Below are 17,641 nucleotides of genomic sequence, written 5' to 3'. Positions count from 1 at the left end.
GTAGCGAGTCGCACTGGCCCCGAGGCGGGACTCCGACGGCTCGTCTTGGGGCCGGCCTCTCGTTGGGCGGGGTTCCATGCGTGGAAAGACGCGGGTTGCAGGGCGGCGTGGTGGGTGTGCGGGTCGCATGGACAGGCGGTGTCGGATGCTGCGGAGGACCAGGCGAGCCGGGCGGGTGAGCATGAGGAAGCCTGTCAGGACGGCGAATATCGCGAGCACGGTGCCGAAGAGCCACGGGGCCTTGGAGCCGAGCACCTGGAGGAGCGCTAGGGCGATGCTGGCCGGGACGGTGAGCAAGGTGAACAGGACGACGGCGTTGTTGATGTTGCGGCTCTCGTCATCTCTGGTGTGCTGGGCGCGTGGTCGTAGAACGAACCTTGGCGTCCCCTGTCTGGACGGGTACCGATCAGCCGATGCCGTCGCGTAGGACGAAGCAGTCCATCCCCTGCACTAACAAGATCGTCAGCACTGCGGGAAGGTTGGGCATTATCTGGGCTCCATAGTGGGCCTTTTCTGGGCATGGATGCGATACTGATGCCGTGAACGAGCTGGGGACCGCGACGGACGAGGCGTTGCGGAGCGAGATGCGAAGGCTGCTGCGCGCCGGGCTTCCCGTCAGAGTGCAGCAGTGCGGTCCCGCCCTGCTCGGCCTACGAGGCGTGAAGGTGCGGGCACTGGACGCTGATGATCGCTCCAGCCTGGCACACGCGCTGGACGGCCTCCTTCGGGAGCAGCTGAGCCGGTTCGGCAACGCGGAGCTCGCCAAGCCCGCTCGGTTGCTGTTCGGTATGGACGACTCGACGTCGGGCACCACACTCACCTCCCGGCGGGAGGTGGCCGCTGCGGCGGCCGGCTACGAGGTGCACCACTTCCGCAAGCGGATCGAGCCGAAGCTGTTGGACCTCGTCATCTGGCAGTTGCGCCGCGACACCGAAGAACTCGCCACCCGGCATGCCGCGCCACCCAGGCTGCACCCCGCTGCCAGGCGGCCGAATCTGCCCGCCGACGTCTTCGCCTGGGAGGCCGCCGAACATCAGCATGCCCTGGCGGCCCTTTGGGGTGCCGTCTACTTGCTACGTGCCGAATTGCTCAGGGTCGCTCAGTTGGTCAGCATGGACGCCGCTGGATCCGAACTGGCTGACGCCGCTGATGCCGCGCTGTGGCGTCAGGCCCTGGTATTGCACGCGACGCGGCGTTACCAAGCCGCCTACGGCTCGGCGCTGTTGCACGCCGCCACCGCGCTCGGTCCTGGCGAGATCGCCGCATCGGCAGGGTGGACTCCCACCCTCACTCCCGCCCAAGAACTCCTGCTCTCTGGGGTCGCCGATCCCGCAGAGGGCCGTGCCGACTTCACGACCCGGCTACTGGCGGCCGCCGAGGGCGCCGACCTCGCCGTCGCCTGGCGACGATCGCTGACAGGCCGCGATGTCGGCCCGGACAAGGAACGAGGACGCACTCATGAGTCTTGATCGGCTGTTGAACCCGAATACGGCACCTCGGCGGTATGTCGTCACAGGAGGACCGTCCGCCGGCAAAGAGGCGGTCATCACCGAACTCCATGAGCGCGGTATTCCCTGCAGTGAGCGTGAGGCCGCCCGGGAGATCTATCGGGAGCACCGCAACAGGCTCGGCCGCCACCTGCAGGTGGGAGACAGGCGCGCCTACTCCCGCGACGTTCTGGCGGCGTTCATCGAGGAGTACTGCGGCCACAAGGCCGGGTTGAGGTTCTACAACCGCGGCATCCCCGATGGGTACGGATGGGATGCGTTCTTCGGACTCGGCCCTTATCCGGAACTAGAGGAAGCGTCCCGGATCTACCGGTACGACGCAGTGTTCGTACTGGACCCGCTGGATGACTTCGACTCCGAGGACGACTTGGTGTGGGCCAAGGAACGAGAGATCCGCCGCGTCCACGAGCTGATCACGCAGGGTTACTATGACGCCGGATACCGGCCGATCTTCGTCCCCGCCGATGAGCCCGCACGCCGTGTCGATTTCATCCTCGCCCAGCTTCCCGTCCCCACCACCTGACGGAAAGGCCGCAAGGTGATGAACGGCCACAACGACCCCGTGGAGATCATCAGCCCGAACAATGTCCTGGCCAACGCGATGCTGCGCAGCGTCGACATGGTCCGGCCCCGCCTGCAGGCCACGAATCCCGACAGGGTCACATTCTGTGTCGGTACCCAGATCAACGGGGCGCCACATCTTGGCACCTCGTTGGTGCACACGGCGGCGTTCCTGCTCGCGAAGGCCACCAAGCGCACCTTCAACGTGGACACGATCGTCCGCTTCGGTGCTCTGGACAATGCGCCCTATGACATCCGCCTGGATCCCGAGACTCATCACGCCTACCAGCAGACTTACGCCCACGCTCTCGGCGAGGCCGCCGTCGGTGACCTGATCGGCAAGTACTACCGGGGCATGTTCGACTCTTTGGCGGACGCGACCGGCGTCGACTACGAGATCGAGACGTACAGCAGCCGGCAGACCGTCCCCGCGTTCCGGCATGAGTTCCTCGCAACCCTTGGCCGCCTGGAGCAGATTCGCTGGCCGCTCGCCCCATCCCACGGCCACGTCCACCTGCGTCTCCCATGCCCGCAGTGCGGGTGGGCCGAGAAAAGAGGCGAACGCACACGGCTACTGCGCACCGGCTCGGGCGGTGCGGATTTCGCCGCAGTATGCACCGACCATGGCGACTACGAGGTCGCCGTCACAGCCGACACCGGTGCCTACCTCGACCTCCCGACCCTCTACCGGAACCTCGTCAAAGAGCGGATGGCGGCACGCGACCACGTCAATCTTTCCGTGATGGTCAAAGGGGGCGACTGGGCCTACGGCTGCCAGCTCGTCGACGAGGCTTTCGCCCAGCTCCCCGGCCTGGCACCGCCGCCTCGGATCTTCACCCCCATGGTTCTGACCGATGCGGGGGCCAAACTGTCCAAGTCGCTCATCAGAGAAGGAAAAGTGCCGCCGCCGCCTGGGACGCGGGACTGGATGCTGGACATCACCGAATGGCCGGGCACGACCGACTCCTACGTCGACGCACTCGTCTGGCTCGTCGGCAAGATGCTCGCCGACCCCAAACACTTCTACCGCAGCTACACGACCCACGAACTGGACCGCGTCATGACCGCTCGTCCTCCGGCGGAACTGGGCGTACGAGCCCGCGAGATGAATCTCTACCGCCGTTACTTCGACCTGGTCGCGGCCGGCCGCAAGACCATCGAGATCCGCGTGCAGTACCCCAACCTGCGGAAACTGAAGGCGGGTGACCACATCCGCTTCATATGCGGCCGAGACGACGTCCTGACTCAGGTCAAAAGGGTCGCCCGTTACTCCTCATTCGAGGAGATGTTCGACGCGGAAGGGCCGTCCCACGTCAACCCCGACAGCCCACGTGACCAGCAACTCGCCAACATCCGCCGCATCTACGGCCCCGAAAAGGAAGCCCTCGGCGTGCTGGCCATAGAAATCTCGCTCGTCACCCCTGCGGAGCCGGACGTCCCCTACGTCTGATCCGAAGACAGCACCATCCTGGTGGGCGTGGGGGATATCTCTCCATCCGCTGCCCCTGTGCGCGGCTCGTCGGTGCCAACACCATCCGCCGTGACAACCCGCCGACGTCATCCTCGCCCGCTATACCCTCACATGCTCCTGACCGACGTTGGACGGCCGGCCGTCTGCAGCGGCATAAAGTCGTATGGAGCCAGTAGAGTCGCGCAATGCTGCAGGGTCTTCTCGGTGCACATGGCTGGGCACTGGGTGCCTGCTGGGCAGGCGCCACTGCTCTTCCTTTAGGTTCCGATGACTCCGGAGGCGCTGAGACGTGAAGCCGACGCTGGCCGCGGAGGAGCTCCGGGAGAACCTGACCCAGTACCTGTCCACGACGTTCGCACTCAGCGACCCGTCGGCGCGGGAGGCGCTGCAGCGGTTCCTGAACGACCCGGTGCAGGGCATCTTCCGGGGCCCCTACCTGCGGATCCGGACGCCGTTCCGGAAGGCGGAGTCCGGCTGGCAGGACTGCCTTGAGTGGCACAGGCTGGATTTCCGTCCGCACCGGCATCAGGCGAAGGCTTTTGAGCGGCTCAGCACCCTGCACGGCCCGGCGAAGCCGACGCTGATCACGACGGGGACCGGGTCCGGTAAGACCGAGTCGTTCCTGATCCCCGTCCTGGATCACTGCCGGCGGGAGCGGTCGAAGGGGCGGGGCGGCATCAAGGCCGTCCTGCTGTATCCGATGAACGCGCTCGCCACCGACCAGGCGAACCGGCTCAACGACTACCTCCACAAGCACGGCCTGGAGCAGGTCACCGCGGGCCTCTACATCGGGGACACGCCGGAGGTCGGGTATCCGCGGGTGATGACGGACCGGGCGGAGATCCGCCGGAACCCGCCCGACATCCTGATCACGAACTACAAGATGCTGGACCTGCTCCTCCAGCGCGGCGACGACGTCCCGCTGTGGAAGGACGCGAACCCCGCCTACGTGGTCGTGGACGAGTTCCACACCTACGACGGTGCGCAGGGCACCGATGTGGCGATGCTGCTGCGCCGGCTGGCGGCCGTCACCGGCAAGGCCGAGCCGGGCAGGCCGCTGGGGGACATCTGCCCGGTCGCGACGTCCGCGACGCTGGGCGAGGGCGGCGACGGCGCGGAGATCCGGGCGGCGGCGCGGGAGGTGTTCGGGACACCGTTCTCGGAAGACGCGGTGATCGGGGAGGACCGGTGCACCGTCGACGAGTTCCTCGGCGAACTCGACTACGGGCTTCCGCTGCCGTCCCCGGACGACCTCATCACGTGCGGCGACCCGATCCACGACCCGGATGCGCTGACCCGCATCCAGCGCGCGGTCACCGGCCGCGACGGCCTGACGCCGACGCAGCTCGCCGAGGTGCTGAAGCGGCACATCCTCACCCGGGCCGTCCTGGAGCTGCTCAAGGACGGGGACCCGCTGACGCCCGAGCAGATGCTGAAGCTGCTGCCGAAGATGGGCGCGTACTCGTGGGGTGTGTCCATCCGCGACAACCCGTCCACGGCGGCGAAGGCGCTGGCGCGGTTCGTGGCGCTGATCTCCGCGGCCCGCGATCCCGAGGCCGACGCCCCCGAGACGCCTTTCCTGCTGGTGGAGACGCATCTGTGGGTGCGGGCGGTGTCGCGGCTGCTGCGGATGGTGGACGACAGGGCCGCGTTCGCGTGGATCGGGGAGCCGCCGGTCCTGGAGGCCGACTCGGGCTTCGACCACTTCGGCAAGACGATGCTCCCGGCGGTCTACTGCCGGCATTGCGGACGGTCCGGGTGGACGGCGTTCTCGCCGCAGCGTGACCCGGGCGACCTCGTCACCGTCCCGGAGCGGATCTACCGGGCGTCCACCGGGCCGGAGAAGAAGCGGGTCCGTCCGCTGATCGCGGCGACGAAGGCGGAGGTCGAGGCGAGGGTGCGCGGCCTCGCGATCCTCACCGGGGACGGGGTGAAGACGTTCGATCCGGTGCTGCACCGGTACGGCGCCATCGGCGACGGCGTGTTCGTCCTCACCGACATCGTGCACGACGAGGCGGCCGAGAACGCCGCGAAACAGGACCGGTGCCCGGCGTGCGCGATGGACCAGGGCATCCGGTACCTCGGCGCGGGGCTGGCGTCGCTGGCGGCGGTGACGGTCACGCAGCTGATGGCGGGCCCGCAGCTGTCCGCCGACCCGCGCCGGCGGAAGACGCTGCTGTTCAACGACTCCGTGCAGGACGCGGCGCACCGGGCCGGGTTCGTGGCGAACCGGTCGTACGCGTTCTCGCTGCGGCGGCTGATCAGTTCGCGGCTGGAGCTCGGGAGGGGCGCGCCGCTGAACGAGGTGATCGGGGATCTGGCGGCGGCGGCGAGCCAGTCCGGGGTGCTGCCCGCGGTCGTCCCGCCGGACCTGCACGAACGCCCCGAGGTGGACGCGATCCTCGCCGAGACCACCAGCGGCACCCCCGCCGCGTGGAACCTGATCGGGGAGCGGCTCGCGTTCCAGACGATCCTGGAGTTCGGGCTGCGGTCCCGGCAGGGCCGCACCCTCGACCTCACCCGCACCGCGGTCGCCGAGGTCGCGCTGCCCGACCCCGGCCGCGCCGCGGCGCTGGCGAAGGACGTCCATACACAGGTCACCGGCATGATCGAGATTCAGACGCCGGAGCGGTACGCGACGCTCGTCCGGGGGCTGCTGGAACGGCTCCGCTACCGGGGCGCGATCAAGCACCGGTGGCTGGACGCGTGGATCGCGTGCGGCGGCACCAAGCGGTTCGGCGCGATCTGGGGGCGGCGCCCCGAGGGGATGCCCGCGTTCCCGCGCGGGCTGAGCGCGCCCACGTTCCTGCTCGACCGGCAGAAGCGGTCGTCGGAGTTCGACCGGATCGACGCCGACCAGGGCTGGGCGCAGGACTGGGCGGCCCGCTGCCTCGCCCTCGACCGGCGGCAGGCCGGCGAGTACCTGCGGCGGCTGCTGCCCGTCCTCGCCGAGGAGGGCCTCGTCGCCAAGCGCGTCATCGACGGCGCGACCGGGGTGTACGGGCTGCAGCCGGGGCATGTCCTGGTGTACGCGCTGACGGACGCGGAGGCCGACGAGGCCGGGCTCGGCTGCGACCGGTGCGCATGGCAGCAGACCCTCCGCCCCGAACTGGTGGACGCCTGGTACGGGCAGCCGTGCCCCCGCTACCGGTGCGGCGGCGCCCTCACCGGCCGCGGCACCCGCAGCTACCGCAACGACTACTACCGGCGTCTGTACCTCGGGCACGAGCCGTTCCGGGTCGTGACGGCCGAGCACACCGGCGCCCTCACCCGCCGGCAGCGCGAGGACGTCGAGGCGCGGTTCCGCAAGAAGGAGCAGCGCTACAACGACCCGAACGTGATGGCGTGCACGCCGACGCTGGAACTCGGCATCGACATCGGCGACCTGTCCGCGGTGATCCTCGCGTCACTGCCGCCCGGCCCCGCCAACTACGTCCAGCGGGTCGGGCGCGCCGGGCGCAGGACCGGCAACGCGTTCCTGGTGACGCTCGTCGGCCGCCACCCCCGCGACCTGTACTTCATCGACGAGCCCGAGGCGATGATCGCGGGGCGGATCGTGCCGCCGGGCAGCTACCTGTCCGCCATCGAGATCCTGCGCCGCCAGTACGCCGCGCACCTGGTCGACCTGTGCGCGCGGGGACGGCTGCCCGGCGTGCTGCCGCTGCCGCGCCGCACGTCCGCGCTGTTCGGCGAGACGGGCTGGCTCGCCGCGTTCACCGGCGCCGCGCTGGACTGCGGCGCCGTCGAACCGTTCCTCGACCTGTTCGGCGGGTCGGTGTCCCCGGACGCCGCCGCCGACCTGCGCGCGTTCGCCACCGCCGGGCTGAAGGACGTCGTCCGGGACGTCGAGGAACGGTGGGAGGCCCGCCGCGCCGACCTGAAGGACCGGCTGGACCGCATCGACGAGGCCATCGGCTCGCTGCTCGAATCGGACCCGTCCCAGAACGCGGTCCGCCGGTCGCTGCGCTCCGAGCGGGGCGGGATCGCGCGGCTGATGGGCGACATGGGGCGGCGCAGCGCGCAGGGCACGCTCGTCGAACTCGGACTGCTGCCGAACTACTCGCTGCTCGACAACGTCACCACGCTCGAAGCGACGGTCACCTGGGAGGAGGAGACCGCCGAGGAGCGGACGTACCACAGCGAGGTCCGCGAGTACGGGCGGTCGGCGCGGCTCGCGCTGACCGAGCTGGCGCCCGGCAACTCCTTCTACATCCGCGGCTACCAGCACAAGGTCAGCGGGCTGGACATCGGTACCGAGTCGCGTCCCTCATGGGAGCAGTGGCGGGTCTGCCCGAGCTGCGGGCACGTCCGGACGGGGCTCGACGCGGCGGACGACATCTCGGCGTGCGCGCGGTGCGGCGACCCCGCCATCGGGGCCGTGCAGAACCTGCACAAGGTGCTGCGGCCGGTGCGGGTGTTCGCGCACGACCGGCGTGACGAGGCGCGGATCGGCGACGACTCCGACGAGCGGGAGCGCCGGTACTACGAGGACGCCGTCGCCGTCGACATCGACCGCGCCGACATCGCGCCGGGGTCGTGGCGGCATTCGGGCGCCGTGTTCGGGGTCGACTTCACCCGGCACGCGGTGGTGCGCCGGTTCAACCTCGGGGTGCGGCGCACCGACCGGCGTGACGTGGCCCGGTTCGCCGGGGAGGAACGGCAGGTCGCGCATTTCCACGTGTGCCCCTCGTGCGGCGGGGCGACCGTGGACGGCCCGCCCGGACAGGACGACGAGAACGGGCGGGACGCGCTGATCGGGACGTCCTCCACGGACCGGAGCCGGCGGCACCACCGCACCTGGTGCTCCTACCGGCGGGCGTCGCGGGACACCGACCACCACAAGATGATCCTCGCGCACGAGCTGTGGACGGAGGCGCTGCGGATCCTGCTGCCGGTCGCGACGCTGTACGTGGAGGAGCGCACGGCGTCGTTCCAGGCGGCGCTGATGGCGGGCGTCGCGGCCTGCTACGGCGGTGACCCCGACCACCTGGAGATCGTGACGGCGACGATGCCGGACCAGGCGACCGGGCGGCGGCGGCGCTTCCTCGTCCTGTACGACACGCTGCCCGGCGGGACCGGATACCTGCACCGGCTCGCCGACCCCGCGGAGTTCCGGCGAGTGCTGGAGGCGGCCCGCGCCCGTGCCGCCGAATGCCCGTGCCGGGAGGAGCCGGGGAAGCGCGCGTGCCACCGGTGCCTGCTCTCGCACGTCCCGGGGACGCTGTTCGACAAGGTCAGCCGGGCCGAGGCCGTCGACATGCTGGAAGAGCTGCTGGAGGAATGGCAGACGGCGTCCGTCGCCGACACGAGCGAGATCTCACTGTGGGACCAGGTCGAGAGCGAGCTCGAGTCGCGGTTCCTGGAGGGGCTGGAGAGCTGGGCGAAGCGGGACGGCGGCAACGCGTCGCTGACGCGCGGCCCGGTCGTCGCGGGGCGGAAGACCGCCGACCTGCGCATCGAGATCCCGAACGCCGTGTCGGGCGGCGCGACCGTCCGGCGGTGGCGGGTGACCCTGCAGAACACGATCCGGGGGACGCGGCCGGACGTGGTGTTCCGGCTGATCGACGACGAGCCGCAGCAGGTCGCCGTGTATCTCGACGGATACAACTACCACGCGGCACCGGAGATCAACCGGCTCGCCGACGACGCCGCCAAGCGTGCCCAGCTCCGGGCGCACGGGCGGCTGGTCTTCGCGCTCACCTGGAAGGACCTGGACGAGTGGGAGGCCCGCCGCCACGAGCCCTGTGACGGCGTCGAGGACTACAGCCCGTACCAGAACAACGCGCGGCTGGCGGCCAGGAAGCTGTACGGACGCAGCGGAGACCCGGACGATTTGCCGAGGACGATGTGGACCAACCCCGTCGACACCCTCCTCGCCTACCTGACCGAGCCGGACCCGGACGTGTGGCTGCGGCGCGCCGAGGCCGTGACCGCCGGGGTGCTCAAGTCGAGTCTTCCGAAGGCGCGGTCGACGTGCGATCGGCCTGGTGTGGCCGAACGGGTCGGCGCGGCGCTGCGCGGCTCGGAGCTGCCCGAACCGGTGGCCGGGCCGGTCAACGTCTACGCGGCCGACCCGCTGACGCTGATCGTGGACACGACCCGGCAGGGCGCCCCCGCGTGGAGCGCGTTCGTCGTCATCGACGACCGGAACGAGACCATCGTCGCCGACACCGACGCGCACAAGCGGCGGTGGGCGAGCTGGCTGTACTGGGGGAACCTGGTGCAGTTCCTCGACCACGGCGACGGCGACGGCGGGCAGCTCGCCCTGTCGGAGATCGACCGGTTCGACCCGGCGCTGCTCGCGGCGGCCGGAGGCGAAGGGCGGCAGACCGCGCTCAGCCTGCTGCCGCTCGACGAGGACCTGCGGGACGAGCCGGGCACGTCCCCCGAACCCGGCGCCGAGACCGTCCCGGCCCCGGCCGCCTCGCCCGAGGAGCCCGCGCCGACGCGCGTCGAGACGGCCGGACCCGTGTCCGAGCCCACCGTGCTGACGGACGGCTGGATAGCGGTCCTCGACATGATCGACCCCGACGAGCCGGGCCTGGCCGCGTTCGTGCGCGGTCTCGCCGCCGCCGGGGTGCCGGCGCCACCGGACAGCGGCATCGGCTACGAGCTGGGCGAGCAGGCATGGCAGGCGGAACTGGCCTGGCCGGACCGCAAGGTCGCGATCGTCCTCGCCGGAGACGGTGAGGAGGCGCGGCGCCGGGACACCGCCTACGCGCAGGCGGGGTGGGAGGTGCGGGCCGTGAACCACTGGACGCGTGAAGAACTGGCGGAACGAATCGAGGGGGCGAAGTGAGCGCGGCCACGCTGCGGCTGCTCGACCGGGCCGAGAAGGAGATCCTGAAGCTCCCGCGCGCGGTGAAGGGCGCGATCTACGACTTCCAGCACAAGTTCCGGGGCGACCCCGGCAACAAGGGGCTGCGGTTCAAGCAGCTGAAGAACTCGCAGCTGTACTCGGCGCGCGTCAACGACGACTACCGGGCGCTGCTGCTGCACGCGGGCGGCACCGAGTACATCCTCGTCGCGGTCAAGCCGCGCGGCGAGGTGTACGACCACCTCGACCGGTACCGGTACCAGATCAACCCGGTCACGGGCGGCATCGAGTTCCTCGACCTGGTCGTGGCGGAGGAGGTCGTCGGCGGCAACGGGCGGCCGGAGCCCTCGCCGGAGCCGGTGGAGGCGGTGCCGCTGTTCGCCGCGTACTCGCCCGAGCAACTCCTCGAACTCGGCGTCGCCGAGCCGCTGCTGCCGCTCATCGCGAAGATCACCACCGAGGACGAGCTGCTCGGGCTCGTGTCGTACGCGCCCCAGCTGACCGGCGAGGTGCTGCTCGCGCTGCACGACGGCACGTCCCCCGAGGACGTCCTGGAGCAGGTGACCGCGCCCGTCGCCGTCGAGGAGGAAGTCGACACCGCGGACTACGCGGCGGCCCTCACCCGTCCCGCCACGGCCGTCACCACCGCCGACGCCGACCTGCGCGAAGTACTCGAACAGGGCGACTTCGGCCGCTGGAAGGTGTACCTGCACCCGACGCAGCGCAAGCTCGTCGAGAAGGACTACAGCGGCCCGGCGCGGGTCAGCGGCGGACCCGGCACCGGCAAGACGATCGTCGCGCTGCACCGCGTCAAGCACCTCGTGGACCGGCTTCCGGCCGGTGGCGGCAAGGCCGTCCTGCTCACCACGTTCAACAAGAACCTGGCCGCCGACCTCGAACAGCGGCTCATCGCCCTCGCCGGGGAGGAGGTGGCCGCGCGCGTCCACATCACCAACGTGGACAAGCTCGCCGGCGAGATCGTCGCGCAGTCCGAGCGCGGCCGGGCGCGGCGCCGCCTCGACGACGAGAAAGCCCGCAAGGAATGGGACGACCTGCTCGCGGAGGAGAACGAGACCCGCTGGGACGCCGGGTTCCTGCACGAGGAATGGTCGCAGGTGATCCTCGGGCAGGGGCTGCGGACGCAGCACGAGTACTTCCGGGCCCGCCGCGCCGGGCGGGGCCGCCCCCTCAACCGCGCCGACCGCAAGCGGATCTGGAACCTCACCGAGCGGTACGTGATGCGGCTGGAGAACAACAACCTGTCGACGCTCCGCCAGGTCACCGAGCGGGCCGCGCAGATCGAGGCGGCCCGCGCCCGGGACCGCGAGGCGTACCGGGAGCGGCAGGCCGACGCGCCGCAACTGCAGGACGAGTCCGGGATGCGGCTGCGCCCCCGCTACCGGCACGTCGTCGTGGACGAGGCGCAGGACCTGTCCGCCGCGCACTGGCGGATGCTGCGCGCGATGGTCGACCCGGGCCCGAACGACATGTTCATCACCGGCGACACGCATCAGCGCATCTACGGCAACCACGTCTCGCTCGGGAACCTCGGCATCGCGATCCGCGGCCGGTCGTCCCGGCTGACGCTCAGCTACCGCACCACGCACGAGATCCTCGGCACCGCCGTCCGAGTGCTCGGCGGAGAGCGGTGGGACGACCTGGACGACGGCCGCGCCGACCTCGCCGGCTACCGGTCGGTGCTGCGCGGTGCGGAGCCGGAACTGCGCGGCTTCCCCACCTGGGACACCGAACTCGACGGCATCGTCGAACAGGTCAAGGCGTGGAACGGCGACTCGGTTGCGGTGTGCGTCCCCGAACGCCGCATGGTCGCCGACGTCGAGACCCGCCTCGCCAAGGAGGGCATCGTCGCCTGCGCCATCACCGCGGACGGCCCCCGGTACGTCGAGGCGCCCGTCCACGTCGGCACCATGCACCGTTTCAAGGGCCTCGAATACCAGAACATGATCATCGCGGGGGTCGCCGAGGGGCTCGTCCCCGCCGCGTGGATCACCCGGTTCCGCGATGAGGACCCGCTGCGCTACCGCCGCGACCTGCGGACCGCGCGTTCCCTGCTGTTCGTCGCCGTCACCCGGGCGCGCGACAACGCCGTCATCACCTGGCACGGGACGAAGAGCGGATTCCTGCCGTGAGTTCCGCGCGGGACATCGCCGGCCGGTACCGGGTCACCTCGCCCATCGGCCGCGGCGGCATGGGCGAGGTCTGGAACGGCACCGACCTGCGGCTCAACCGACCCATCGCGATCAAACTGGTCAGCGCGCCGGGCCCCGGCCGCGAACCGGACGCGCGCCGCCGGTTCCGCCGGGAGGCGCGGATCACCGCGCGGCTGCGGCACGCGGGCGTCCCGACCGTCTACGACTTCGGTGAGGACGACGCCCTGTTCCTGGTGATGGAGCCGCTGCCGGGCGACTCGGTCGGGAAGCTCCTCGACGAGCACGGCGCGCTGCCCGCCTCCTGGGCCGCGTTCATCGGCGCCCAGACATGCGCGGTGCTGGTCGCGGCGCACGCCGCCGGCCTGATCCACCGGGACGTGAAACCGGAGAACCTGATGCTCGGCCCGGACGGGGCGATCAGGGTGATCGACTTCGGTGTGGCCGCGTCGACCGGCGACGAGTTCTCCCGGATCACGCAGACCGGGCAGATCCCCGGCACCGCCCGGTACATGGCACCCGAACTCCTGCACGGCGCGGACGCGAGCCATGCCAGTGACCTGTACGCGGTCGGCTGCCTGCTGTACGAACTGCTCGCCGGGGAACGGCCGTTCCAGTCCCCGCACGTCCTGGACGAGATCACGCGCCGCCAGTCGGAACCGCCTCCGCCGCTGGACGGCGTCCCCGGCGAACTGGCCGACCTGGTCTACACGCTGCTGGCCAAGGAACCGGAGTCACGGCCCGCCGACGCGCTCTCGGTCTACCGTCGCCTGCGCCCCTGGGTGCGTGAACTGACCCCGATCCCCGGATGGATCGCCCGCGACCTGGCCACCGATCCGGGCCACCTCTACACCACCGCCCTCGCGCACCTGAGATGACGCCCGTCGTGTCGGCCGCAGTGCGCCGAGTCGCGCCGTCACGTCGCCGGCGCAGGTGAGGAACGGTTGCAGGGGCAGCGGCCGGTCGGGCGGGACGTCCTCGGCGAGGACGGCCTGAAACCAGGCGACCCGGGTCGGGCGGGGCCCGGACGCCGCGGTGTACCCGGCGTCGTTCATCCCCCACACCCCGCCGCCGGTGCCCTCGCGGGCCTCGGCCAGCCACCCCATCGCCGCCGAGCGCGCCACGAAGAGGCCGTAGGCGTCCGAGTCCGGTGCCGCGCCGCGCCACGGGTGCGGGGTCAGTTCGCCGTGCAGTGCCGCGTACAAGGTGCTGTGCGAGTCGATGGTGACGTTCCTCGCTGGTCGGCCGTCCCGGTCAGTTCCGCAGGCATGCGATGGTGCGGACCGGGGTCAGCAGCTTATCGGCGCTGTCGGCCAGGCCGATGGCACGGTTGGCCGAACCGCCGCCCGAGTACACCGTCTTCCTGCCCACCGTTCCCTTGCTCCGCCAGCTGCCGTCGTGCTCCTGCAACTGCACGGTGACGACGGCGGTCGAGGTGAGGGCAGTCGATGTTGGTCCACCAGCCGGGGCCGGACGCCTCGAGCGCGCTGCCGGAGACATGCACGCAGTCGCCGTTGGTCTGGAAGTAGCAGGTCGAAGCGGTAGAGGCCAGCGGGCGGGGTTTTGGGGGGTGCGGGTGGGATAGGGAGCGGACTAGTGATGTCGTGCCTTGGGGGAGGCGTTATGAGCATGCCGCACAGGGCGGTGCGCCGGCTGGAGCGGGCGGAGGCGCTGGACAAGGCCGCCAAGCCGGTCAGTTCGGCGGTCAGGCGGGTGGTCCGGCCGCGGATCGTCCGGAATCTGCTCAGCGGGACCAATCTGGGGCATCCGCTGCATCCGATGCTCACCGATGTGCCGATCGGCGCGTGGACCATGGCCGCGCTGCTGGACGCCACGGGGAAGGCCAAGGTCGAGCAGGCGGCCGACCTGCTGGTGAGGGCCGGTGTGATCGCCGCCGTGCCCACCGCCCTCACCGGGGCGAACGACTGGGCCGACACGATCGGGCCGGAGCGGCGGGTGGGGCTGACCCACGCCGCGGCCAACTCGACGGCGCTGACCCTGTACGTGACGTCGCTCATCGCGCGAGCGCGGGGCGACCGCCGCAGGGGCAAGGCGCTGGGGTTCGCCGGGTTCGGGATCATGATGCTCAGCGCCTACCTGGGCGGGCACCTGACCTTCGTCAAGGGCGTCAACGTCAACCGGACCGCGTGGCAGCAGGGGCCGGAAGAGTGGACGCCGGTGCTGGCGGAGGCCGAACTGGCCGACGGCGAGCACCGCACGGCGGACGCCGACGGCGTGCGGATCCTGCTCCAGCGGATGGACGGGAAGGTCTACGCGCTGGCCGCCACCTGCAGTCACATGGGCGGCCCGCTGGGCGAGGGGACGTTCGAGAGCGGCTGCGTCACCTGTCCGTGGCACGGCAGCACGTTCCGGTTCGCCGACGGCGGCATCGTGCGCGGCCCGGCCAGCACGCCGCAGCCCTACTACGAGGCGCGCGTCCGGGACGGCCGCATCGAGGTTCGCGTTCCGCCGGAGGGCGTGCCCGTCGGCGAGGTCGCGGGACGTGCCGCTCGGAAGATCCGTCGCCCGCTGGCGCGCACACCGGCGTCCTGACACCGGCCGCGCGTCCGGGTCTACGGGTGCCGGTGTGATCTTCTGTCTTCGGCGATCCGGGCTATCCAGTCCTTGAGGTCCTCATCGGTGATCGGGGGTGCTGCCACGGTCCAGGCCAGCCGCTGGAGCCGCTCGATCAGCCGCTGCTTCCGTTCGCCGTCGATGAGGGTCAGGGCATCGGGGGTGTCCACCCCTTCCCGGGTGAGGAGATCGGTCCAGGAAATGGCGTTCTCCGGGTGGGGGCAGCAGCACGCCAGCCGGCAGATCCCGCGCATCCATGCCACGGTGGCCGCTGGGATTTTGAGGGAGTCCGCCAGACCTTTCCCATCGCGTTCGACCAGTTCCTCGGGGTAGTGGATGCCGGCCTCTCGCAGGTTGCGCTGGTAGGGCCTGAAGGCTTCGATGTCGGTCAGCATCGGCCTTTCCAGCAGCGCGTCGAATTTCGCGCCGTACCGGGCGTCCTTCCATAGCGGCCGCAAGGACGGGTCGGTCCGGGCTTGGATTCGATACTCCGGCAGGCCGAGCGCGAGATCCAACTGCTCCAGCGCGGCATCGGGGTCGTTCTGCGCATCCACGCGCGCCTGCAGGTAGTAGTTGGAAGGCGTGTAAGCCTTCCCGGCGTCGAGATGATATGAGGGCTTCCCGTTGGCCGCCGAAGCCAGGATCTGCGTGTTCGTGTCCATTATCTTGGCGAAGATCCTCAATCCTTCGTCCGGATTCTCCTTGGCCTTGGCGATCCATCCGCACAGATTGCGGCACACCCTGGCGGCCGCGGCGAACTCGGGCTTGCCGTTCTGTCCCGATTCGGAAAGCAGGGTGCCGTAATCTATGTGCGCGGAGGCGAGGGTGTACGCGGAGCGCATGCACAGGGCTTGATATCCGTTCTCATGGAACTTTGTGCGGAGGCGTTCGTACAGCGCGCTGAGGCGGGTGACGTAGCGTTTCTCGGTCTCCGGCGTTCCGACGGCGGTACCGGCGCGGCTGTGGAGATAGCCCAGCCAGGCCGCGTGGTTTCCGGGGTCTTGCTCCACCGCCGTCGCGAAGAGCTGCTCCTCGGCCTCCGGCCGGCCCTGCCATGGCGCCGTGCCCGCGAGGACCTGGCCGGCGAGGCTGCGCCACCGCTCGGTTCCGCACAACCCCTCCTTCAAGGCCGGATGCCGCTTGCTCAGTTCGAGCAGGAGGAAGGCGGCCGCCGCGGTCAGGAGGTCGTGGCAGGTCACATCGCCACCGGGCGGGCCTGCCTCGGCGTCGAGCCCGGTCACTCCGAGTTCCGAGTGGAAGATGAGGGTGGACGTCACCTGTTGTGCGTTGCGCCGCAGGTCCACGGTCACCGTGGTGTCGTCGACGAACACGATGTTCGCGCGCCAGGGGGCGAGGGAGAACAGGCCGATCATGAGCTTGAGCACCCCCGCCGCCAGTTGCCCCTCTTTCGGAAGGGCGTTGACGGCTTCTTCGGGGAGGGCGAGGACGTCGGTTCCCTCCGGTGCTTTGAGCCCTCGCGGCCTGTCGGCCCCCATTGTCGATATTCGGGCTACGACGTAGGCGGCGCCTGCCGGGTCCTCACCGCCGTCGGCCTTGCGGACCGTCAGCCGCATCCGGAGCTGGATGCCGAGCGCGAGACCGAGGGCGGCCACTCCCGCGGCGGTCAGGGCGGCGGTGGCCAGATAGCCGCCGAACGGGGTGAGGGCGAGCCCCGCCGTTGCCCCCGCCACGACCAGCGCCAGCGGAATGGACGGGATTCCGGCGCCGCCCGCCCAGTCGTCCTTCCGCCATATCAGAATGTTGGCGAACACCACCAGGCCCGCCACGGCGACCATGACCAGTGCGGTCCAGTGAATGATCTCTTTCTCGCCGCCGAGCACGAGGCGGATCGTCCAGGCCGCCGTCACAAGGACGATGAGCAGGCGGCCGTTTCGCATGAGCCACGCCTGTCTGCGCTCCAGAGGTGCCCATTTCCGGGATCCGGTGACGGTGAGCGCCATGAGCCGGGCGAGGACGAGGAGGCCGACGAGGACGAGGAAACCCACGGCGACATTTCCCCAGAGGGTGGAGTCTGAAATCCTGGATTCGGCGGCCATTCCCATCACCTGCCGGAGTGTCCGGGGCCCGCTCGTGCGGCCCGATGGCACCGGGCCGCCCGGCCGCGCCGCCTGCGCTGCCCGAGCGTGTCCCACCATGATGACCTGCTGGTCCGGCGCGCAAATCACCCGTGGCGGAGGATGCCGGGCGGGTGCGGAAATCGGTGTCGTTCGGTCATGGACGAAGCCCTGCGACGGCCGTTCCGGGCGGGGCGGCGAGCCGGTCGTGGCCGCGCCGGCCGGAAGGGGGAGGGGACGTGCCGGAACCGGGGAACGACACACGGCAGGCACTCAGTGACTACGAGATCCGGATCAGTGGCCGCCTCGGTGATTCGTTCCGGCTCGCGTTCGAGGATCTCAGCATCACGGTCACGCCGGTCGAGACGGTGCTGCGGGGGCGGGACCTGGACCAGGCGGCCCTGTACGGGATCTTGGAACGCGTCCAGGCGCTGGGATTCGAGCTGCTTGAGGTCCGCCGGCTCTGA

The 17,641-nt window shown here is 70.4% G+C and carries 10 protein-coding genes; 8 read left to right on the top strand and 2 right to left on the bottom strand.

The genetic code is table 11. From position 1 onward, the window contains the following. Positions 1-539: 539 nt before the first annotated feature. From AF1_RS15055 to AF1_RS15025, 6 genes are all read left to right on the top strand, one after another. Positions 540-1,469 carry a hypothetical protein gene (locus AF1_RS15055; RefSeq protein WP_067798476.1) on the top strand — a complete coding sequence of 310 codons (930 nt, stop codon included), beginning with the start codon at positions 540-542 and terminating at the stop codon, positions 1,467-1,469. Further along, positions 1,459-2,031, top strand: coding sequence for an AAA family ATPase (locus tag AF1_RS15050; protein WP_165488289.1), 573 nt, complete (start codon positions 1,459-1,461; stop codon positions 2,029-2,031). The genes AF1_RS15055 and AF1_RS15050 overlap by 11 nt, the downstream gene beginning before the upstream one ends. Positions 2,032-2,049: 18 nt before the next feature. Further along, entirely contained in the window at positions 2,050-3,519 is a 1,470-nt protein-coding gene (locus AF1_RS36365; RefSeq protein ID WP_255218810.1) for an ASCH domain-containing protein, read from the top strand. 310 nt (positions 3,520-3,829) lie between these two features. Further along, positions 3,830-10,339 carry a DEAD/DEAH box helicase gene (locus AF1_RS15035; RefSeq protein ID WP_067798470.1) on the top strand — a complete coding sequence of 2,170 codons (6,510 nt, stop codon included), beginning with the start codon at positions 3,830-3,832 and terminating at the stop codon, positions 10,337-10,339. Beyond that, positions 10,336-12,507 (top strand): UvrD-helicase domain-containing protein, encoded by a 2,172-nt coding sequence (locus AF1_RS15030; RefSeq protein ID WP_067798467.1) that lies wholly within the window; start codon positions 10,336-10,338, stop codon positions 12,505-12,507. Before AF1_RS15035 ends, AF1_RS15030 begins: the two co-directional genes overlap by 4 nt. Then, complete coding sequence (locus AF1_RS15025) at positions 12,504-13,403, top strand: serine/threonine-protein kinase (protein ID WP_067798463.1); 900 nt, start codon at positions 12,504-12,506, stop codon at positions 13,401-13,403. Before AF1_RS15030 ends, AF1_RS15025 begins: the two co-directional genes overlap by 4 nt. A 376-nt stretch (positions 13,404-13,779) precedes the next feature. Here AF1_RS15025 and AF1_RS34400 read toward each other — a convergent pair whose 3' ends face one another. Continuing rightward, entirely contained in the window at positions 13,780-13,941 is a 162-nt protein-coding gene (locus tag AF1_RS34400; RefSeq protein ID WP_157419202.1) for a hypothetical protein, read from the bottom strand. 207 nt (positions 13,942-14,148) lie between these two features. Between AF1_RS34400 and AF1_RS15020 the strand changes: the two genes are divergently transcribed. Further along, positions 14,149-15,078 carry a Rieske (2Fe-2S) protein gene (locus AF1_RS15020; RefSeq protein WP_084262914.1) on the top strand — a complete coding sequence of 310 codons (930 nt, stop codon included), beginning with the start codon at positions 14,149-14,151 and terminating at the stop codon, positions 15,076-15,078. A 20-nt stretch (positions 15,079-15,098) separates the two neighbouring features. Here AF1_RS15020 and AF1_RS15015 read toward each other — a convergent pair whose 3' ends face one another. Beyond that, positions 15,099-17,156 (bottom strand): helix-hairpin-helix domain-containing protein, encoded by a 2,058-nt coding sequence (locus AF1_RS15015; protein ID WP_157419200.1) that lies wholly within the window; start codon positions 17,154-17,156, stop codon positions 15,099-15,101. 257 nt (positions 17,157-17,413) lie between these two features. Between AF1_RS15015 and AF1_RS15010 the strand changes: the two genes are divergently transcribed. Further along, positions 17,414-17,641, top strand: coding sequence for a hypothetical protein (locus AF1_RS15010; protein WP_067798458.1), 228 nt, complete (start codon positions 17,414-17,416; stop codon positions 17,639-17,641).

Source organism: Actinomadura formosensis NBRC 14204 (assembly GCF_001552155.1).
Lineage (GTDB): Bacteria > Actinomycetota > Actinomycetes > Streptosporangiales > Streptosporangiaceae > Spirillospora > Spirillospora formosensis.
This window is presented reverse-complemented; position numbering and strand designations above follow the sequence as displayed.

Coding starts and splice junctions, on each gene's coding strand:
- AF1_RS15050 (WP_165488289.1), top strand. CDS start 1,459: ATGAGTCTTGATCGGCTGTTGAACCCGAATACGGCACCTCGGCGGTAT.
- AF1_RS15015 (WP_157419200.1), bottom strand. CDS start 17,156: ATGGCCGCCGAATCCAGGATTTCAGACTCCACCCTCTGGGGAAATGTC.
- AF1_RS36365 (WP_255218810.1), top strand. CDS start 2,050: ATGAACGGCCACAACGACCCCGTGGAGATCATCAGCCCGAACAATGTC.
- AF1_RS15020 (WP_084262914.1), top strand. CDS start 14,149: ATGAGCATGCCGCACAGGGCGGTGCGCCGGCTGGAGCGGGCGGAGGCG.